The 20312-nt window shown below is 47.8% G+C and carries 24 protein-coding genes and 3 tRNA genes; 9 read left to right on the plus strand and 18 right to left on the minus strand.

Features of this window, described 5'->3' with window-relative positions; translation table 11 throughout:
- From B2U10_RS15390 to B2U10_RS15400, 3 genes are all read left to right on the plus strand, one after another.
- Positions 1–912 carry an iron-hydroxamate ABC transporter substrate-binding protein gene (locus B2U10_RS15390; protein ID WP_290788757.1) on the plus strand — a complete coding sequence of 304 codons (912 nt, stop codon included), beginning with the start codon at positions 1–3 and terminating at the stop codon, positions 910–912.
- Between the two features lie 78 nt (positions 913–990).
- Entirely contained in the window at positions 991–1992 is a 1002-nt protein-coding gene (locus B2U10_RS15395) for a FecCD family ABC transporter permease (protein WP_035410802.1), read from the plus strand.
- Positions 1992–2996: a FecCD family ABC transporter permease gene (locus tag B2U10_RS15400; RefSeq protein WP_290788792.1), complete on the plus strand. Its 1005-nt coding sequence runs from the start codon at positions 1992–1994 to the stop codon at positions 2994–2996. Before B2U10_RS15395 ends, B2U10_RS15400 begins: the two co-directional genes overlap by 1 nt.
- A 53-nt stretch (positions 2997–3049) precedes the next feature.
- Here B2U10_RS15400 and B2U10_RS15405 read toward each other — a convergent pair whose 3' ends face one another.
- The 9 genes from B2U10_RS15405 to B2U10_RS15445 all read right to left on the minus strand — a co-directional run bounded on the left by B2U10_RS15405 (position 3050) and on the right by B2U10_RS15445 (position 10658).
- Positions 3050–3517 (minus strand): hypothetical protein, encoded by a 468-nt coding sequence (locus tag B2U10_RS15405; protein ID WP_290788759.1) that lies wholly within the window; start codon positions 3515–3517, stop codon positions 3050–3052.
- On the minus strand, positions 3484–3993 hold the full coding sequence (locus tag B2U10_RS15410; protein WP_290788762.1) for a hypothetical protein: 510 nt from the start codon (positions 3991–3993) through the stop codon (positions 3484–3486). Before B2U10_RS15410 ends, B2U10_RS15405 begins: the two co-directional genes overlap by 34 nt.
- Positions 3994–4006: 13 nt before the next feature.
- A complete protein-coding gene (locus B2U10_RS15415; RefSeq protein WP_290788765.1) occupies positions 4007–4459 on the minus strand; it encodes a hypothetical protein in 453 nt (150 codons plus the stop codon).
- A 120-nt stretch (positions 4460–4579) separates the two neighbouring features.
- Complete coding sequence (locus B2U10_RS15420; RefSeq protein ID WP_034801002.1) at positions 4580–4738, minus strand: hypothetical protein; 159 nt, start codon at positions 4736–4738, stop codon at positions 4580–4582.
- Between the two features lie 127 nt (positions 4739–4865).
- The gene (locus B2U10_RS15425; protein ID WP_290788768.1) at positions 4866–8612 is read right to left on the minus strand and encodes a S8 family serine peptidase; all 3747 of its coding nucleotides are present in this window, start codon (positions 8610–8612) and stop codon (positions 4866–4868) included.
- Positions 8613–8834: 222 nt separating this feature from the next.
- Positions 8835–8910, minus strand: a tRNA-Ala gene (locus B2U10_RS15430).
- Positions 8911–9014: 104 nt separating this feature from the next.
- Positions 9015–9794, minus strand: coding sequence for a twin-arginine translocase subunit TatC (gene tatC / locus B2U10_RS15435; RefSeq protein WP_035410816.1), 780 nt, complete (start codon positions 9792–9794; stop codon positions 9015–9017).
- Positions 9795–9801: 7 nt separating this feature from the next.
- Entirely contained in the window at positions 9802–9999 is a 198-nt protein-coding gene (locus tag B2U10_RS15440; RefSeq protein ID WP_029342825.1) for a twin-arginine translocase TatA/TatE family subunit, read from the minus strand.
- Positions 9999–10658, minus strand: coding sequence for a redox-sensing transcriptional repressor Rex (locus B2U10_RS15445; protein WP_023469604.1), 660 nt, complete (start codon positions 10656–10658; stop codon positions 9999–10001). The genes B2U10_RS15440 and B2U10_RS15445 overlap by 1 nt, the downstream gene beginning before the upstream one ends.
- A 167-nt stretch (positions 10659–10825) precedes the next feature.
- On the opposite strand from B2U10_RS15445, the gene B2U10_RS15450 reads away from it, so the two are divergent.
- Both B2U10_RS15450 and B2U10_RS15455 read left to right on the plus strand, forming a co-directional pair.
- Positions 10826–12727, plus strand: coding sequence for an ATP-binding cassette domain-containing protein (locus B2U10_RS15450; protein WP_035410903.1), 1902 nt, complete (start codon positions 10826–10828; stop codon positions 12725–12727).
- A complete protein-coding gene (locus B2U10_RS15455; RefSeq protein ID WP_290788771.1) occupies positions 12727–13149 on the plus strand; it encodes a hypothetical protein in 423 nt (140 codons plus the stop codon). The genes B2U10_RS15450 and B2U10_RS15455 overlap by 1 nt, the downstream gene beginning before the upstream one ends.
- Positions 13150–13294: 145 nt before the next feature.
- On the opposite strand, the gene B2U10_RS15460 is transcribed toward B2U10_RS15455, so the two are convergent.
- Together B2U10_RS15460 and B2U10_RS15465 are read right to left on the minus strand one after the other, a co-directional pair.
- On the minus strand, positions 13295–13888 hold the full coding sequence (locus tag B2U10_RS15460) for a flavin reductase family protein (RefSeq protein WP_035410823.1): 594 nt from the start codon (positions 13886–13888) through the stop codon (positions 13295–13297).
- 19 nt (positions 13889–13907) lie between these two features.
- Positions 13908–14306: a DoxX family protein gene (locus B2U10_RS15465; protein WP_290788774.1), complete on the minus strand. Its 399-nt coding sequence runs from the start codon at positions 14304–14306 to the stop codon at positions 13908–13910.
- Between the two features lie 183 nt (positions 14307–14489).
- On the opposite strand from B2U10_RS15465, the gene B2U10_RS15470 reads away from it, so the two are divergent.
- The 3 genes from B2U10_RS15470 (at position 14490) to B2U10_RS15480 (ending at position 16101) form a co-directional block, all read left to right on the plus strand.
- A complete protein-coding gene (locus B2U10_RS15470) occupies positions 14490–14810 on the plus strand; it encodes a winged helix-turn-helix transcriptional regulator (protein WP_214852009.1) in 321 nt (106 codons plus the stop codon).
- A gap of 106 nt (positions 14811–14916) precedes the next feature.
- Positions 14917–15372, plus strand: a complete 456-nt coding sequence (locus B2U10_RS15475) for a flavodoxin (protein WP_035410828.1) — start codon at positions 14917–14919, stop codon at positions 15370–15372.
- Positions 15373–15441: 69 nt separating this feature from the next.
- Complete coding sequence (locus B2U10_RS15480; RefSeq protein WP_035410831.1) at positions 15442–16101, plus strand: haloacid dehalogenase type II; 660 nt, start codon at positions 15442–15444, stop codon at positions 16099–16101.
- A gap of 46 nt (positions 16102–16147) precedes the next feature.
- On the opposite strand, the gene B2U10_RS15485 is transcribed toward B2U10_RS15480, so the two are convergent.
- The 7 genes from B2U10_RS15485 to B2U10_RS15515 all read right to left on the minus strand — a co-directional run bounded on the left by B2U10_RS15485 (position 16148) and on the right by B2U10_RS15515 (position 19604).
- Positions 16148–16717, minus strand: a complete 570-nt coding sequence (locus B2U10_RS15485; protein ID WP_290753145.1) for a hypothetical protein — start codon at positions 16715–16717, stop codon at positions 16148–16150.
- 28 nt (positions 16718–16745) lie between these two features.
- Positions 16746–17753, minus strand: coding sequence for a tRNA (adenosine(37)-N6)-threonylcarbamoyltransferase complex transferase subunit TsaD (gene tsaD, locus B2U10_RS15490; protein WP_290788777.1), 1008 nt, complete (start codon positions 17751–17753; stop codon positions 16746–16748).
- Entirely contained in the window at positions 17750–18184 is a 435-nt protein-coding gene (rimI, locus tag B2U10_RS15495; RefSeq protein ID WP_290788780.1) for a ribosomal protein S18-alanine N-acetyltransferase, read from the minus strand. Before rimI ends, tsaD begins: the two co-directional genes overlap by 4 nt.
- Positions 18185–18197: 13 nt before the next feature.
- Positions 18198–18851, minus strand: coding sequence for a tRNA (adenosine(37)-N6)-threonylcarbamoyltransferase complex dimerization subunit type 1 TsaB (gene tsaB / locus B2U10_RS15500; RefSeq protein ID WP_290788783.1), 654 nt, complete (start codon positions 18849–18851; stop codon positions 18198–18200).
- A complete protein-coding gene (tsaE, locus tag B2U10_RS15505) occupies positions 18848–19297 on the minus strand; it encodes a tRNA (adenosine(37)-N6)-threonylcarbamoyltransferase complex ATPase subunit type 1 TsaE (protein WP_035410846.1) in 450 nt (149 codons plus the stop codon). The genes tsaB and tsaE overlap by 4 nt, the downstream gene beginning before the upstream one ends.
- A gap of 119 nt (positions 19298–19416) precedes the next feature.
- A tRNA-Met gene (locus B2U10_RS15510) sits at positions 19417–19493 on the minus strand.
- A 34-nt stretch (positions 19494–19527) separates the two neighbouring features.
- Positions 19528–19604, minus strand: a tRNA-Met gene (locus B2U10_RS15515).
- A 129-nt stretch (positions 19605–19733) separates the two neighbouring features.
- Here B2U10_RS15515 and B2U10_RS15520 point away from each other — a divergent pair.
- Entirely contained in the window at positions 19734–20204 is a 471-nt protein-coding gene (locus tag B2U10_RS15520) for an NUDIX hydrolase (RefSeq protein ID WP_290788786.1), read from the plus strand.
- Positions 20205–20312 lie beyond the last annotated feature (108 nt).

Raw genomic sequence — 20312 nt, forward strand, 5'->3', positions numbered from 1 at the left:
ATGAAGAAACTACTTGTACCGGTTCTACTCATTCTCACGCTCGTCATCGCAGCGTGTGGCAATACAGAGAAAAAAGACGACGCAACATCTGGTTCGAAAAACGAAACGATCACATATAAATCAGAAAATGGAAACATTAAAGTTCCAGCTCATCCAAAACGAGTCGTGGTCCTCGCTGGTTTTGCCGGCAACGTCATGGCACTCGGCGTTCCTGTCGTTGGTGTTGATTCGTGGTCAAAAGCGAATCCGAAGTTCGATAAACTAAAAGATGTCACGGAAGTTTCGGAAGAGAACGTTGAAAAAATCATCGAACTCGATCCTGACTTGATCATCGGCTACTCGACAACGAAAAACCTCGACAAAATCAAAAAAATCGCTCCGACGGTCACGTACACATACGGAAAAGTCGACTACTTGACGCAACATATCGAAATCGGTAAATTGCTCAACAAAGAACAGGAAGCACGCGATTGGGTCAAAGACTTCAAAACACGTGCCGCTGCTGCCGGTAAAGACATCAAAGCAAAAATCGGTGAAGATGCTACTGTTTCTGTCATCGAAAGTTTCGATAAACAACTCTACGTCTTCGGCAACAACTGGGGTCGTGGAACAGAGATTCTCTATCAAGAAATGAAATTAAAAATGCCGGATAAAGTCACGAAGATGGCATTAAAAGATGGTTACTATGCGTTGTCACCAGAAGTCCTCCCTGAATATGCAGGCGACTACCTCGTCTTCAGCAAGAGCGCAGAAGCGGACAACTCATTCACGAAAACGGATACGTTTAAAAACATTCCAGCCGTCAAAAACGATCATGTCTTCGAAGTCGATTCGAAGGAGTTCTACTTCAATGATCCTCTCACACTCGAACGTCAACTCGAGTTCTTCAAGAAAAGTTTCCTTGGTGCATAATAAAAAAGGGAGGGAACCTGCGGGATCCCTTCCTTTTTTTGCGGCTCACTCCCTGAATCAGAAATGGAGGCGACATTCATGTCAGCTGGTCGAATTCCGTTCGGCATAAAAATCACACTCGGTCTTGTCCTCTTTTTCGGGATGTTCTGGATCGCGATGACGTTCGGCGCTGCCGATACGACGATCCGCGAAGTCTGGAACGCCTTGACGTTCGGACCGTTGAATGAAAAAGCAAAAATTGTCCAGGAAATCCGCCTGCCACGGGAATTAGCAGCAATCCTCGTCGGAGCGGCACTCGGTGTCTCTGGTGCCATCATGCAGGCGATGACACGCAATCCCCTCGCCGATCCTGGTCTGCTCGGTCTGACGGCGGGTGCGAACGCAGCACTTGCACTCGTCATCGTCCTGTTCCCGAAAATTGAGTACTTCGGTATCATGATTGCTTGTTTCTTCGGAGCAGCACTTGGGGCAGCACTTGTCTTTGGAATCGGTGCTTCGAAAAAAGGTGGTTTTTCGCCACTCCGGATCGTCCTTGCCGGTTCTGCAATCTCAGCCTTTCTGTATGCGATTGCGGAAGGCATCGGCATCTACTTCAAGATCGCTCAAGATGTCTCACAATGGACGTCCGGTGGACTCGTCGGGTCGACATGGGGACAACTGCAAGTCATCACTCCGGTCATCGCGATCGGGATTGTGATTGCCTTCATCTTCTCCCGACAATTGACGATTCTCAGTCTATCGGAAGAAGTCGCGCTCGGACTCGGGCAAAACATCCAGCGGATCAAAGCAGTACTTTATGTTGTCGTCATTCTGCTTGCAGGTGCTGCTGTTGCACTCGTCGGTAACATGGCGTTCATCGGGCTGATGATTCCACATATCGTCCGCGCGATCGTCGGGACGGACTATCGGTTCATCCTGCCAATGACCGCGATCTTTGGTGCGACGTTCATGTTACTTGCCGATACAATCGGTCGGACATTGTATGCTCCCTACGAGACTCCGGTCATCGCGATCGTCTCAATGCTCGGACTACCATTCTTCCTCTTGATCGTTCGGAAAGGAGGGCGTGCTTTCTCATGATGGAATCTCGTTTACGTCGTCGCCAGCAACTGACGTTTTGGACGTTACTGGCACTATTGATCGCAACACTCGTCGTCAGCATCGGTCTCGGACCTGCTTCCCTATCCTATGATCGTTTGTTGCCGACGTTACTTGGAAACGGCTCGTTCAAAGAGGAGTTCGTCCTCTATTCGCTCCGCTTACCACGACTGCTCATCACCGTCATGGCAGGAATGGCACTCGCTTTATCCGGTTCGATCCTCCAAGGGATCACGCGCAATGAACTCGCTGATCCTGGTATCATCGGCATCAATACCGGAGCTGGTGTCGCCGTCGCCTTGTTTTTCCTGTACTTCCCGGTCGATGTCGGATCATTCATTTATCTGTTACCGATCGCTGCCTTTCTCGGTGCACTCGTGACCGCGACGGCGATTTATCTATTCTCATACGACCGTGTGCAAGGACTGCAACCGATTCGCTTGATTTTGACTGGTGTTGGCTTCTCGATGGCGCTCTCCGGAATCATGGTCATTCTGATTTCGTCGACGCGTCGTGAAAAGGTCGACTTCATCGCTAAGTGGCTCGCTGGTAACATCTGGGGGACGGACTGGATCTTCGTCTACTCACTCTTACCGTGGTTACTCGTCTTGATTCCGCTAACGTTCTATAAGGCGAATAAACTCAATCTCCTTGCCTTGAATGAACCAGTCGCAATCGGTGTTGGCGTCGCGCTTGAAAAAGAACGGATCCAACTCTTGTTGACAGCCGTCGCACTTGCCGCTGCTGCCGTCTCCGTCACGGGTGGGATTTCCTTCATCGGTCTGATGGCGCCACATATCGCCCGCGCGCTCGTTGGACCACGGCATCAGTTCTTCTTGCCGATTGCCCTCTTGCTCGGCGGATGGTTGCTTGCATTCGCTGATACGATCGGACGCAACATTGCGGGACCGGACGGCGTGCCAGCTGGGATCGTCGTCGCCTTGATCGGAGCACCTTATTTTATCTATCTCTTGTTGAAGAAATAATCAAAAATCCGCATCAAACAGCGTCTTTCGCTGATTGATGCGGATTTTTTGCTTTACCGTTTCCACCACGCACGTTCGATTTCCCCCATCGAGACGTAGGCTGGATCGATTTGTTTGGCTAACCGATTCATTCGAGTGACACCAAGACTAAACCCACCAATCCAAATGAGGAAGACGACGAATAAATAACCAGGAGCACTTGGAATCGACAGCATGACGACGGCGATCAGCCATGCAACGACATACCCGATGATTGTCAGACGAGCGACCTTTTGAACGGTTTGTTGATACATAGTTGGTGTTAAATATGACTTCATGAGCCGTAGACGGACAATTTCTCGAGAGACTGCTGTCGCGCAAAGACAAAAGAGCATGATCTGAAGAAAGACGGATGTAATTGTCGGCATAAACCAAGCAGGTACCGCAAAAATCAATCCAGGGACCAAAAAGAAATAGGCGACGGAACGCACAGGACGTACCAATAGGTTCAGACGTGCTTGTCGCTCGAATAGGTGTTCCATTGCGATGTTCCTTTCTGTCTGACGAAGCGGGCTACCTCAACGTCACTGATATAATCGGGATCGCGCGCTCCGTCACGTCGGATGATCCATTCGCTGATGAAATAAAGTGGTGTTAAAATCGCAAAAATTGCTAGAAGCATCTGCCAGAACGGTCTCTCGATCGTCTGGGTGATGACGACCGTCAAGACGGCGTACAGCAGGACGTGACTACCAATGCGGAGTAAAAATTGGCGACGGACCTGCGCTTTTGAGATGTAGCCGTCTAAAATTTTTCGTTTTTTTAGTTGGTAGCGAAAATCGGAGGCGAGAAAAACGGCTGGAATCGTCAAAATCAACAGCGGGAGATCCGTCCATTCAATTAAGATACCGACTGTTATGAATAGAAACATGTTCCAATACCAGCGTGTACCGAGCCATTCGACGTCCCGGTACGCGAGGGCAAGTTTTTGTAGGCGTTCTTCACGAGCCGTTTGCATAGTACCTTCTCCTTTAGCGAGCTTGATGAATTTCTTTTTCCGTCACATACGTTGGATCGATCTTTCGTGAGACGAACTCTAGCGTTTTTCGACAAATCCAGTAGAACGGGATGACGACGATGACGAGTCCGATCAAGAAGGACATGTGCGGGCGATCGGCTGCCCAGACAATCAAACCGGCAAGCGCTCCGTATTGTAAGATCCCGATCAAGACATGCACCTGATAGAGCCGTTTTGCTGATGCCTTTGATGTATATTCCGCGACAAGCGCGAACCGCTTGCGTTGTACGAGCATGTCATAGCCAAAATACAATAATGGGACGATCATCGCATAAACTGGCATCTCAAGTGTGTTACTGAGTGCTAAGAATGCCGCAAGCATGACCCACATGCCGGTCTTTGTCTTTTGGTGCATCTCTTCGTATAACGTCGCTAATGCTTCCGTTTGTGTATGTACGTGTTCCATGATCTCCCACCTCTCTATACTGTCATATACTTACATTTTACTGTATCGGTTTCACCTGTAGTGCGATTTTTCAAAAAAAAGATGTCTTGTCGCTTCGGACAAGACATCTTTCATTAGAGACTATGCACTGACCTGGATGATCAGATAGATGACACTATAAGCAACGATCGCGAGCGGTATCAACGCGACACCGATTAGCCAGCCATTTTTGTCACGGATACCGAGATATAAGACGAGACACCCCACGATGAAGGCGATTAATGTCGTAAACGGATTCATGGTCGTTCCCCCTCTAATTGTTTCTGCTCTTAAATTTCCCCCTCCACTCGTCTCATAAACCCTTCAAGGCGCTTCGACACACAACGAAAAGCCAGACGGATTTCCGCCTGGCTTATTCATTGTTAACTTATTTTTTCGTGATGACGACTGTTTTCGTAACGACGTGTCCACCCAGATCCTTCAGTTTCAAGTTGTACGTGTTTTTTCCTTTTTTGAGCGTCACTTTTTTCGTGATCGTCTTTTTGAAGGCTTTCATGACGTACGGTTCTTTGAACGTCCGGCGGTATTCCGCGCTACCATTGAAGTCGAAGCGTAATTCGCTGTAGTTATCGCGAAGTACGATCTTCATCTCAGCTGTTTTTGTTTTACTTGAGACGGTTTTTGGTGCTGTGACGCGAATCGTTGGTAATTCTGTGTCGATGATGACTTGACGGTTGAACGCCACACGATTCCCTTTTCCATCGTATGCTTCGACCTTGAATAACTTGACGCCATCCGTCGTGTACGTCACGTCATGGCTGAACGCATAGTTTTGTTGGGCAGCATCAAAACGTAGTTTAACGGCTTTGCCGTTGATCTTAAACGATTTGATACCTGACTCATCAGAGACATGACCCGCAATGTTGATGACTTTTGATGTTGCAAGACCAAGAGCGACCGGTGTATCGATTTGAACATTTGGTACGGCTTTATCGACGCCTGTCGTGTTGACGTCTTTTTTCACACTGTTTCCAGCATAGTCTTTGACGACGAAGGCAATCTTCGCGCGCTCCGGCAGATCCGTCAACGTGTACGCTTTTTCTGTTGCGGCAAGTGGTTGCTTTAAGACACTTTTGCCATTGACGAGGATATCGTATGACGCAACTCCTGTTCCTTGGTCGCCTGCTGTCCATGAAAGTGTTGATTTCGCAGCATCCCATTTCACAGTAGCTGCTGGCTTTTTCGTATCGACATAGACTGGGAAGAGATTCGTCTGCCATTTTGCGTTCGGATAATCGATCACCGATTTGACTTTGTAGTAGTAAAGACCATCTTTGACCGGTTTCCCGTTGATCGTTCCGTCCCAAGCAGCGCTTGTGACTGGTGTGTAGCCGTCCTCTGAACCGCTATCATAGTAGTTCTTGACGACGTCCGTTTGCATATCAAGCTTCTGAAGTGTTGTTTTATTCCGGTCAAGAATCGAATACTCGACTTTTTTCGCATTGCGAAGGAATGAGATGATCGGGAAAGCTTCATCTGCGCTACCGTCGTTGTTCGGTGAGAACGAGACTTTGTTCGCGACAACTTTTCCAGCGGCATTCGTACCAAGGAATTCGAAATCATCCTTCACTTCAGTCGCTAGACCTGTCAATCCGTAGAACGTGTTGTTTTTATCGTACAATGGTGCATCTAAAATCGGAGCTTGATCCCATTTTCCTTTGAATCCAACATAAGGAACTGTCAGTTCTGGATTTTTGCTCTTCGTATCGATCAGACGGACGAATCCTTCGACGAAGTAGCCGTTTTTAAAGACTTGTTCAAGCGGAAGCTCGTTCGCCCAGTCAGTTGTGTTCTTCAAATCGACTGACACGCTGACTTTCGTTGAGCTCTTCGGATTAATCGAGACTGAACTCGCTTTCTTCGAGCCGACTGCAAATGAGATCGGGTATGTGCCTGTGTTGGCATCTACCGTACCGATCGTTCCTTTTTTGAAGATTCCATTTGCTTCAAGGAAGTTCGATCCTTTTGCACCGAGATCTGATTGAACCGTTCCCGCTAGCTTATACGTCACTTTTTCATTGCTGTAGTTTTTTAAATCAAGCGTGAATGTGAACTTCTCGCCGACTTCCTTCAAGGATGCCTTGCCTTCACCTGACTTTGTCTCTGTGATGACGACTGGTGTCTTCATCGCAGCACGAAGATCCATCAGTCCAGCTCCCTCACGACGTGGGGAGTAGAAGTTGCCTGTTTTCAATTGTGCGTTGTATTTTCCTTGATCGAGTTGCGGACGCGATGTATTCATCAAGATGTTTTTGGCGAGTTTAACGCGTGTTGCACCAGTGACTTTGAAGTCCTTCGCAATCCGTTGCATGACGAGTGCTGTTCCACCAGCGACGTGTGGTGCTGCCATCGATGTACCGCTCATGACGCCATACTCGTTATCATTAAGCGTCGAATAGATTTTCCCACCTGGTGCCGTGATTTCCGGCTTGAAGTCAAGGCTTGGCGTGACACCCCATGACGTGAAGTCAGACATTTGTCCTGCGACCGGGTTATCGGTTGAGACCGCTTTTCCGTCAAATGTCACTGCGATTGCCTTGCCTTCTTTTGCTTTTGCTTCGAGATCATTCCCGTCCGCGATGCTAAGCGTCACGAGTGGAATCGTCGGATTGTTGAGCGCCATGCTGACGTAATCCCCATGATCGACTTTACCACGGACGATGACACCTGCTGCGCCTTGCTTCTCAGCTTCTGCTTGAATCATGCTGTAGTTAAAATCACCTGTCCGCACGACGAAGACGACTTTCCCTTTGACGTCTTTACCTTCATAGTTCGAAGCTTGACCGTCACCGACATACACGACATCCTTCTTCTCTTTATCGAAGACGGCAATCGGATTCGGCGAATCTTGTTTTTGGTATGCCAAATAACCGGCATCCTGACCGTCGATCGTCAGCGCCATGCCTTCAAGCGTCAATTTCGTATTTTCGAGTGACGCGACTTGGAGCGCCTGGCTCGTCAATCCTGGTGCACCAACGACACCGATATCCGGGTTTGCTGTATATGGATTACCCGCACCATGACCTGCAAACGCCGAGTTACCAGCAGAGATCGCACACAAGATACCGTTGTTCATCGCGTTGACGATCGCGCGTTGCTCCGGATCATCTGCATTGACGAACGATGCCGTCGAACCCAGGCTCATGTTGATGACGTCCGCTCCAAGTGCGATGGCATCATCGATTGCTTTGATGTAGATATCACTAAATGTCGATGGCATCCCTGGATCGTTACCGAAGACCTTCATCGCAAGGAGCTGTGTTTCTGGAGCGACCCCTTTAATGCCGCCGTTCGCTTCATCCCCGTTTGCTCCGACCGTACCTGCGACGTGCATCCCGTGCATCGATGCCCCCGCACCTAAGTCACGGATTTCGCTGTCGTGATCGGCATAGTTATAGCCGTACGGTACTTTTTCCGTGAAGTACTTTCCTTTTAAGCCTTTTGTTTCTTTCGCACTCTCGACCTTCGAAGAGGTTAAATCCACCTTTGTCTCTGGACTCAAGACCATGTCCTTGTGCGATGGATCAATCCCCGTATCGATGACCGCGACGACGGTTCCTTCCCCTTTGAAGCCATAGTCCTGCCACGTTTCCTTCGCATTGACCATGTCCTTGCTGTACAGCATGTCTGGCTTGGCACCTTTATCGACGGTTGGGCGCGCATATTCGTGCGCGATATGTACACTTTTGACTCCGTCGAGTTGTTTGATATCTTCGATGTCACCGAACTTCACTTCACCACTGAATCCGTTGATGACGGTTGTGAAGCTTTCTTTATATGTAACAGGAATCGCCTTTTTAGCGATAGCTGACTTGACTGATTTTTGGACGCTGACGAGTCGATCCTTGATCGATTCCTTTTCGGCATTACTCAATGTGCTATACCGCTTGTTTTGAGCTTGGGCGATTTGAATCGCCGGTTTTTGTTCCATCTCAATGACGACTCGGACTTTATCCGATTGTTTGTAGTTCTTTTCTTGCCCCGATTTCTTCAGTGAGAGCGCCTGCGGTTTTTGACCCGTCTCTTTGTCTTGCGAGGACAGTGCACCTTGCGCACTGACTAGATTGGAAGACGTCATTAAGACGGCTGCCATAAGTGCAATCTTCTTCTTCATGCGTTCGTTTCCCCTTTTCTGTAAAACCATAGTAGTAATACTAATAAAACAGTTTAAAGAAAATTCTGTATTTTTAGTTTAATGAAGTTAATGGAAATAAACAATTTATATTTGTCTATTTTTTTAATTTATTTCTTTTTGGTGACATTTTATATTTGGAAGGAATTTAACTGGGAACATAAAAAAACTCCTCGAGCACTCGAGGAGTTGAACGTATGCACTTGGTGGAGACTATCGGGATCGAACCGACGACCTTTTGGCTGCCAGCCAAACGCTCTCCCAGCTGAGCTAAGCCCCCATGAATTATCTTTAGTATACGCATCGCTAACTGCTTTATCAATATAAACATAACGCTTTCATAAAAAAGAATTCCTCCCGAAATTGCTGGAAGGAATTCACGATTCATTTATTCAATTCACGCATCAAATCCGCCTGTCGTTCAAGCTCTGCCTGTTGCTCGAGGATCAAGACCTTTTTATACGTCCGCGCAGAAATCAAGATACTGATTTCATAGAGAACGAACAACGGCACTGAGATCATCAAGTGTGACGTCACGTCCGGCGGTGCGATCAATGCCGCAACGACGAACAGCGCGAAATACGCATATTTCCGATTCTTTCGCATGAAATATGGCGTCACAAGACCAAGACGTGTCAGGAACATCGTCACGACCGGCAATTGGAAGAGAAGACCAAACGGCATCGTCAACCGGATCAAGAAACTGAAGTAGTTTTCGACCCCGATGACTTGCTCGATCCCCAATTCTTTCCCGAGATCCGTTGAGACTTCGAGCAAGAAAGGAAGCAACCAGAAATACGAGAAGGCTACACCAGCCAAAAATAGAAAGAAGATGACTGGAATATATGTCAGTGTTGCTTTTTGTTCCTTTTCATAAAGCCCTGGTCGGACGAATGCCCACAGTTGATACATCCAGAACGGTGACGCTAAAATCAGCGCGATGATGAACGCAAGATTCAAATACAACATTAAAGGATCGGCGACGTTGAAGGCATTTAATCCGATACCGAGCTCTTTTAAGTCCGCTTGCAGAAAACGGACGAGCGGTCGGACGAGCGGAAATGCGACAGCGAACAGGACGACGACGATGAGGAGCGACCAGACAATCCGCTTACGCAGTTCGTCTAGGTGCGACGTCATGCTTTGTTCTTGATCAACCGTCATGATTCAATCACTTCTCTTTCGGTTCGTCCTTTTTATCGTCGTCCATGATGCCGTTCGTGGCATTCTTGAACTCTTTCAATGTTTGACCGGCAGCACGACCGAATTCCGGTAACTTCTTCGGTCCGAAGATGATCAACGCGACGACAGCAATTAATCCGATACTCGCAGGTCCGATACCTAACGTGAGCGGGATAAGGTTTTCCATTATGATTTCACTCCTTCAGCTGATTGCGAATAATGCTTCATGAAATAAACTAACGACTGCAACTCGATCGATAAATCGATGTGATGAACCCGAACGCTCGCTGGCACGTTCAACCGTGCAGGCGTGAAGTTCAGAATGCCTGTCACACCATACTCGACTAACTCATCCGCTACTGACTGTGCGAACTGGGATGGAACCGTCAAGATGGCGACATCGACCTGATTCGCTTCGATTTGTTCTTTCATGTCCGAAACATGATAGATTGGAACGTCATGCGTCGTTGTTCCGACCTTCTCTTCGTCCGCATCAAACGCAACGACTATCCGAGTACTATTATTCTTTAAAAAGTTATAATTTGCAAACGCTGTTCCGAGATGACCGACCCCGATCAAGGCGACATTCGTCACCTCATCTTGATTCAAGGTTTTCCGGAAAAACGTTAAGAGATGTTGAACGTTATATCCATACCCCTTCTTCCCTAGCGCCCCAAAGTAGGAAAAATCGCGACGAATCGTTGCTGAATCAACCTTCACCGCCTCGCTTAACTCAGCAGAAGAGACGCGGAGCTTACCTGAATTGTATAAACTTTGGATGAAACGATAATATAGCGGCAACCGTTTTGCTGTCGCTTGTGGAATTTTTGTGTCTGGTCCATTCATCCTGCAGTTCCCCCTTCGGCCACATCCATCGTGGCACCCAAATCTTTGCAAAAAGCTTTCTACTCTCCTTGATTGTAAACCACTTCACATAGAGTCACAAATAATATATTCCGCAGGACCTCGCGCTTTTGTTCGTGATAGACTAAAGGGTGGAAGGATGGATGGAAATGATACTCTTACAAGTCAACCAACTCTCGAAATCATTCGGCGTCGAGCCGATTTTAGAAAATATCAAACTAGAAGTACAGGAGCGCGACCGAATTGCGCTCGTCGGTCGAAATGGTGCCGGTAAATCAACCTTGCTCAAAATCATCGCTGGTGAACTCAGTCATGACTCGGGCGATATCATGAAAGGTAAAGATGTCAAAATCGGCTATCTCGCGCAAGACAGTGGTCTCGAATCGAATGAGACGATCTGGAACGAGATGCTGACCGTCTTTGAACATCTGCAAGAACAAGAACGGACACTGCGCCGAATGGAAATCGAGATGGGCATGGAGCACATCTTGAACGACCCGGTCGCTTACGATCGACTTCTGAAGACGTACGATCAAGCGCAACATGACTTCTCAGAAGCAGGTGGTTATCAGTTTGAAGCGAATATTCGCTCCGTCCTGCACGGCATGCGCTTTTATCCAGACGATTACTCACGCCGGATCCAGACATTGTCCGGGGGTCAACGGACACGGCTCGCCTTAGCGAAGATGCTCCTGCAAGCACCAGAGCTTCTCATTCTCGATGAGCCGACGAACCACCTGGATATCGATACGCTCGCTTGGCTTGAAAGTTACCTCGGTGGTTATCGTGGTGCCGTTCTGATCGTCTCGCACGATCGGTACTTCCTCGATCAAGTCGTCAATGTCGTCTATGAGCTCTCACGTAATGTCTGTCGTAAGTTCACGGGGAACTATACGAAGTACCTGGAGCAAAAAGCGGCATTGTACGATCAAGAAATGAAACAGTTCGAACAGCAGCAAGAAGAAATCGCAAAGATGCAGGACTTCATTCAACGAAACATCGCTCGGGCGACGACGACAAAGCGTGCTCAAAGCGTTCGAAAACGGCTCGAGAAGGTCGACCGGCTCGATCGACCAGATGGAGATGAACGCAGTACGGTCCTCTCCTTCCCAATCGAAAAACAGAGCGGGAATGACGTTCTTCAAGTCAATCAACTGGCGATCGGTTACGAAGAAGCTGTCTCAAAAGACATCACGTTCCGCTTGCAACGCGGCGAATCACTGGCACTCGTCGGACCGAACGGAATCGGGAAGTCGACGCTCTTAAAAGTCCTCGTCGGTCGTTTACGTCCTCTCTTCGGTGATTTCCGTTTCGGCACCGGCGTCTCGATCGGGTATTACGATCAAGAGCAAGCGGAACTCAATGACCGGAACCGTGTCATCGATGAGATTTGGAACGAATGGCCACTGATGCGCGAACAAGAAGTCCGTTCTGTGCTCGGACAATTCCTGTTCAGCGGCGACGATGTCTTCAAAATCGTTCATGAATTGTCTGGTGGCGAACGCGGACGTCTCGCGCTCGCAAAACTGAAACTCCGGAAGACGAACGTCCTCATCCTTGACGAGCCAACGAACCACTTGGATCTGGATTCGAAGATGGTCCTTGAGAACGCTCTCGTCGACTATGAAGGTACGCTACTCTTCGTCTCCCATGACCGCTACTTCATCGATCGGATCGCGACACGCGTCATCGAGATGAGTGAAGCTGGTGTGACAGAATACCTCGGCGATTATTCGTACTACACAGAGAAGAAGGCCGAACAAGAAGAAATCGCTCGCCTTGAAGCCGAAGAGGCAAAAGCTGCAAAAGTCACGGCATCGAAGACGATCGACAAAGAAGCACAGAAAGAAGAAAAAAAACGCCGTCAGCAAATCGAACAACTCGAACAAGATATTGAACGGCTCGAACAGCGTTCAGCGGAAATCGAACAGTTGCTTTGCGAACCGGAAGTCTTTAATGATATTCCAAAAGCGACAGCGTTATCTGCGGAACGGGACCAGATCGATGTCGATCTACTCGAATTGATGGAACGATGGGAGAACCAACACTGATGCGGACGAAAAGCTTTTTCATTAACTTGATTCAAGGACTGCTATCCGGCATCCTTTATTTCGTACCGATGTATGCGGACTACGTGTCGACCTTCATCCGGCCGGATGCCTTTAATGCTGCGCTTCCTTTGTTTCTCCTGATTTCTTGTATGATTGGTCTCGTCATCCAGACATGGAGCGGTCTTTTCGTCAGTTTACTCTCGGGATTATGCTGTACGCTCCTGACGACACAACTATTCGTCGAACTCACTGACCCGTTGATCCTATCGTATTACGGTAGTGTCTCACCGCTCACCGCTTTCTTGATCAGCTGTGTCGGCATTTGGGCACTCGCAATCGTCTTTTATTTGCTCGATGGTTATCAGTATAGTAAACGTCACGGTCTCGAAGGTTCTTCGAACGAAATCGATTCACAACCTTGAAGTCCGATTGATGAACTAGATGCGCGATATGAAAAAAGGAGTGGAGATTCCGGTAGCTAGACCGGTCTCTCCACTCCTTTTTATTTGAATCGAAACGTTCGTCGTCAACATGGATCGTACAGTGAATCAAGCATTCACACTTCTATCATTTTGTCGGTCGAGCAATCGTAAACGTCTTCCCGATCGTCGCATAATCATTTCCCGCTAAACGAGCGACAGCCTTCAATCCTGCCGCATCGATCCGGAACGACTCTACGAGTTCATCCGCGACGTGATAGCGCAGTACTTCCCCGATCAAAAGATCGGCACCTTCTAGCTCGACATGCTGCGTCAAGCGCATCTCGAACCGGATTTTCGCTTCCGCGATTCCGGGCACGTCGATTGCGTCGCTATCGACGAGCGTTAAATCCGTCCGTTCGAGTTCACTTTCACCGTAAGCGAGTGGCGCAGCCGTCTCATTGACAGCGTCGACGATTTCTTCGCTGACGATATGGATGACATAGCTTTGTTTTGCTAGGATATTACGTGCCGTATCCTTTTGTCCCTGATCCGTCCGTTGTACGGCAATCACCAGTTGTGGCGGACTACTTGATGCGACCGTAAAGAAGGAAAAGGGGGCGGCGTTGACCGTCCCGTCTTCCCCTAGCGTCGTCACGAAGGCAATCGGACGCGGAATGATGCTTCCGATCAGTAATTTATAATTGTCTTTTGCGCTAAGCGTTGATGCCTCGAACTTCATGAATGACCCACCTTTTTCCTCACCCGATGAGTGCAGCGAGTGAATAGTCTCCAGCACCGATCATCGCCACTCCAAGGGCGATAACGATCAATGCCATGTTGTATTCGTACCCGTTCTGCGTCACCCAGTAACCATTCGCACCGTGTACTTTAACGATCGCGATAAGCATCGAACCGATGATGAGGATTGCAGCGATCCAGAGGAATACCCCGCCTGCAAACAATAGTCCACCGATTAATTCAGCAAGACCCGCTGTAATTGCGAGTGCCTTCCCTGGCTTCATGCCAATTGATTCGAACCAACCGCCTGTTCCAGCGATGCCGTGTCCACCAAACCAACCAAATAATTTTTGTGTACCGTGTGCAGCAAATGTTAAACCGATGATTAAACGAATGATTAAAAGTCCTGTATCCATCATTTCTCTCTTCTCCTTTTACCTAATGTTTTTAAGTTACTTTAAGTAACTCGATAAACAGACTATATCTTATCACTTACTAAAAGTAAATAGATTTGTTTTAGTTCTTTTTGTTACATTAAGTAAAATGATTCGATTTTTTTAGCAGAAGCGGGTATACTACAATTATAGAAAGGATGAGTGCTGATGGAAGAAGTCGCAATCCAAACGGCTCTTTGTCCCAAAGTCGAACATGCCTTTGAAATCTTAGGTAAGAAATGGACAGGTCTGATTTTACGTCACTTGTTGACGAAGACATGTCGTTTCAATGAGATTCAAGATGCCATCCCCGAATTATCAGGTCGCATGCTCACGGAACGTATGAAGGAGCTCGAAGCGGAAGGCATCGTCATCCGGACTGTCATTCCCGATCGTCCGATTAAGATTCAATACAGTTTGACCGACAAAGGGCGTCAACTCGAACCGGTCATTCGTTCCATTGAGGAATGGGCCGAACTACAAGACTAATGTATGAAAAAGCATCTTCTTCGGAAGGTGTTTTTTTATATGATCTTTTGACATTGATAATCATTATCAATTAAAGTAAGGAAGTACAGCGAAAGGAGGAACATGCATGCAGATTGCAATTGGATTCGTCAGCATGTCCGGTAATACGGAAGATATCGTCTCAATCATTCAACGTGAGCTCGAGCAACACGATGTCAACGTGACGATTACAGAACTGGATCAATTCGTCGGGGAGGATCTATCACGTTTTGATGGTCTATTACTCGGCTCATATACATGGGGAGACGGTGATTTACCGTATGAAGCAGAAGATTTCGTCGAGGAGCTACGGGAACAATTTTTAGACGGGATGCCGGCTGCTGCTTTTGGCTCGGGTGATCTTGATTATCCGAAGTACTGCGCAGCCGTTGATTTGATTGAAGACGCATTAAAAGAAGCTGGGGCGACCATCGTCACGGATGGCTTGAAGATTGAGTTTGATCCGAACACACCGGAGAAACAAGCCGCTTGTCGCGCGTTCGCACAGACGTTTCATCGCTTTTTGCAGCAGGTGCATTCATAAGTATCGTTTGAATCCGTCATGTAAGGGAATTCTTAAAACAGACTCTATGAAAGTGAGATGAATGTTTTTATGACGATTCAAGCACTCGTCTTTGACGTCTACGGTACATTATTCGATGTCCATTCCGTCAAAGAGCAAGCAGAGGAGCTGTATCCGGGACACGGAGAAGCGATCAGTAAACGCTGGCGAGAGAAACAACTGGAGTACTCCTTCTTGCGACAATTGAACGGACAATATGTGCCGTTCAGCCAAGTGACACAAGATGCCCTCCGTTATACGTTACTCGAACTGAAGCTCCATGTGACCGAGGAACAAATCACGACTTTAATGGAGACGTACCTGACACTTGATGTGTACCCAGAAGTTAGCTCTGTTCTCGAGACGATGGCGCATAAGCGTTTGGTCGTCTTCTCGAATGGTTCCCATGATATGCTCGATCCGTTGATCGAACAGTCAGGTTTAGCCGATCGGTTCGAACATCTCGTCAGTGTTGATGACATCAAACACTATAAACCAGCACCTGCTTCTTATATGCATGCGTTGAACACACTCGGTTTAAAACGCGAGGAGATCCTCTTCATGTCCTCGAACGGTTGGGACATCACCGGGGCAAAGAGTTTCGGCTTCAAAACGGCATGGATCAATCGAAACGGACTTCCGGTCGAAGAATTAAATCTTGATCCGGATCGCATCTATGATGACTTGACCGGTATCACTGAATGGCAATGAACGAACAACAGCGGATTCCTTTTTAGGAATCCGCTGTTTTAATGGATTAGTAATTGGAAAGACGTGAGTAGCCCTTCTTGAATAGATCGAGTTTCAGCCCGCCCTCTTTTTCGATGAAGAAGAGGTACTCGTTTTGATCCGTATCTTTATAAAAGACCTTAAATAACGTCACAGTCCGTTTTTTATTGTTTTCAACAGCTGTCACCTCGTGCTTCGAGATCACTTCTGCTTGGACTTGTTCCGCATCCATCTTTTGAATCATCGGTTCGAATGACTTCTTCTCTTGATTCGTCACTGGTGTTCCGGGAGCAACCATGAAATAATCATCACTCGCCTTGTTCGTTAAACCATACTTCCGATCGACGATGACGACGTTACTGAGCTTCCCATTGATTGTCTGATCAAAAGCATATAACTTTTGAATCCGGGTTTTTTCCCCTTCTGCTCGTCCGATTTCGTAAAGTGGACGTTGTTTCGTGTTCGTCTCGACCGCTTTCTTATCGGGTACGAGTTCTTCCTTATAGGCGACTTGGTATGCGTTGACGATTTCTCGGACCTGAAGCCCGATCGCGACGATGACCAGTACCGCTAACAATGCGATGATGACTTTTTTCATTCCATTTCCCCCAAGTTGTTCGGATTCCTTACTTTAAATCTAGCCCAGGTTCTGCATTCATGGCAAGTGTCGAATAGCGTAACGCGCGATATGGATGGATCGCAGCCGCTCCAATCATCGCTGCATTGTCTCCACAGAGGTGCATCGGCGGAATGACGAGATCGATTCCTTCCTTCGCACATGCTGCTTCGAGACCGTTACGCAATCCTTTATTAGCGGCGACGCCACCAGCAAGCAGCAATTGGCGTCCCCCTTTATCCTTCACGGCACGGATCGCCTTCGTCACGAGGACTTCGACGACGCTCGCTTGGAAACTCGCAGCTAAATCTTCCGGGATGATCACTTCTCCCCGTTGCTCAGCGTTATGCACGGCATTGATGACCGCTGACTTCAAACCGCTGAAGCTAAAGTCATACGAGTCCTTCTCGAGCCAGACGCGTGGAAAATGGAACGTATCCTGCCCCGTCTGTGCCAACTGGTCGATCCGTGGACCACCTGGATACGGTAACTTCAATGTTCGAGCGACTTTATCATAGGCTTCCCCTGCTGCATCATCTCGTGTTTCACCGATGACTTCATATACACCGTCTTCTGGCATGTAAATCAGTTCCGTATGCCCACCTGATGCAATCAAACAGACGAGCGGGAACGTTAACTCTTGTACGAGACGATTCGCGTAGATATGACCTGCGATATGATGAACACCGATCAAAGGCTTATTATGTGCAAAAGCAAGTGTCTTTGCCGCACTGACACCAACGAGTAATGCCCCGACAAGTCCTGGTCCTTCGGTAACGGCAATCGCATCGATATCGTCGATCGTGACGTTTGCTTCCGTCAAGGCATCATCGATGACGTATGTGATCCGTTCGACATGATGTCGTGATGCCACTTCAGGCACGACTCCACCGAATCGTTTATGACTTTCAATTTGAGACGAGACGACATTCGATAAGACGTTGGTTCCTCCACGAACGACGGCAGCCGCCGTTTCGTCGCAACTCGATTCGATTGCTAGAATCAATGGTTGTGTCATAAGTCTTCTCCCTCCAGCTCTAGCCAATAGATGGCAGCATCTTCATTGTTGTCCTGATAATATCGTTTTCGGATACCAACATAGTGAAATCCGAGTTTTTCATATAAGGTTCGCGCCGGTGTGTTCGAGACACGTACTTCAAGTGTCATCGCTCGTAAATCGAGTGCATGACCGACCGCGATCAATGCCGTTAGCAAGTCTTCCCCAAGTCCTTGTCCGCGGTGCGACTGCTTGACGGCAATATTCGTAATATGTCCTTCATCCGCAATATGCCACAGACCAGCAAACCCGACGATACCCTCTTGATCGGCAACGACATAATAGGCATTCGGATTTTGTGTCATTTCTGCTTCGAAGGCATCCAGTGTCCACGGTGTCGCAAACGATTCGAGTTCGACGGCGTGAACACCTGCAGCATCGTTTACGGTCATGCGACGAATCCCCTTACTCATGACGCTGTGCCTCGATCCATTTCGCTTCTGCTTCAGCCAGACGCAGATAACGTGGCTCAAACGCATGCGCTTCGACTGTCTCGCGTGTTGCACCGAGTAAGGCGAGCACTCCGGCACGCGGCGTCCGAAACGCAGGAGCCGCCTTTTCAAATGGTTGAAGAAGTTCTTCAAACGTATCGACGTCTCCTGTGACGAGCGTATCTGACGTTAACGTCCTCACAAAAGAGGCGATTTCGACATGTTGTTCTTCACCGATTCGTTCCCCGGCGTCGTATACTCCGACAAAACCTGATCCGCGTCGTGCATCTTGAATCGCTGCAACACGTCCCGTATGACCTGTCGAAGCCGCCATCAACTCAAGTGTCGAGACCGCAACCAGTTCGATACCGAGTGTATAGGCAAGCGTCTTCGCTGTTGTCGCACCAATCCGTAATCCTGTATAAGAACCAGGACCGTCAGCAACGACGACGCGTGTCAGTTGGGATGGTGTCCACTTCGCTTCCGCCATCAAACGCTCAAGTAACGGCATGAGTTTTGTCGCATGATTCAAAGACGTGACGTAAGAAGCTTCTGCTACGATCTGTTTTCCGTCTGAAAGAGCGACCGATAATTGTTTCGTCGATGTATCAATAGCTACGATTTTCATGATCTCAATCCCTCACATAATGTAATGTATCGTTCTCCGATCGGTGTTAGCTCAAAACGGCGGCTATCGTCACCCGTTCGTGTAATCGTGATTGCCAACCGTTCCGGTGGAAGGCTGTCCGCAATTAATTCAGACCACTCGACGACGGCGACGCCTTCACCATTCAAATATTCTTCAAGTCCGATATCATCACCGGAACCTTCCAGGCGATAAACATCCATATGATAGAGAGGGAGACGTCCCGTATAGACTTTCATGATCGTAAAGGTAGGGCTATTGACATGACGCGTCACACCTAATCCTTTCGCAAAGCTTTGAGTAAAGGTCGTTTTCCCAGCACCTAAATCTCCGTCAAGCGTAATGACCATCCCTGCTTCAGCACGTCGTCCGAGTTCAAGAGCTAAGGCAGTCGTTTCTTCCAAGCTATTCATTTCCAGTTCTATCATACGATGTCTCCTCCTTTAATACGTACTGTTCGTCCTTCTCTATTGTACCGGACGAAAAAGGCAAAAAAAAATACGAAACGCTGAACGTTTCGTAGTAAAGTTGAAGTTAAGTTTAAAATTGGTTGCGGGGGCCGGATTTGAACCGACGACCTTTGGGTTATGAGCCCAACGAGCTACCAGACTGCTCCACCCCGCGACGATAAACGTTTCGGATTTGATTATTTAAAAATTGGTTGCGGGGGCCGGATTTGAACCGACGACCTTTGGGTTATGAGCCCAACGAGCTACCAGACTGCTCCACCCCGCGATGATATAACGTTTCGACAGATATTAATATAACATGTGTCTTTTAAATTGGCAAGTCTTTTTGCCTCATTTCTTTTTACTAACTGTCATAATGAATATTCTTCTATACTGATACGAAAGGAGTGAACAGATGGGATACTTATTAGATTTACGAAAAATCGTAGGAAATCGACCGTTGATCAGCGTAGGCGCGACCGTACTCGTCATGAATCCACAATTTGAACTGCTATTTCAATATCGTTCGGATACGCACAGTTGGGGGTTCCCCGGTGGTTCAATGGAACCGGGTGAGACACTTGAAGAAGTCGCGATGCGTGAGTTGCAGGAAGAAACCGGACTTCAAGCACAAAGCGTTCAACTGCTAGACGTCTTTTCTGGTCCTGATTACTTCTTCCGTTATCCAAATGGTGACCAAACCTACAGTGTGATTCATCTCTTTCAAGCAAAAGACGTATCCGGTACATTACAAATGACAGATGGAGAGAGTCTCGACTTACAATATTTCTCCTTAAATCAATTACCAGCACCTCTTGAAGCGCGTGCTGCAGCGCTATTACGTCAAATCAAGTCTCGCCCTCTTGACACAACACCTTCTTTTTAATCTAGATGCTTGTCTTAAAACTGACTTGATGACGGATTGACGTTCACTTGTCAGTTTTTCTATTTCTTTTGGGACTACACACAAAAAAACCGACCTGCAATCTGCAGA

It is taken from the genome of Exiguobacterium sp. UBA7533 (assembly GCF_002479335.1).
Classification (GTDB): Bacteria; Bacillota; Bacilli; order Exiguobacteriales; family Exiguobacteriaceae; genus Exiguobacterium_A.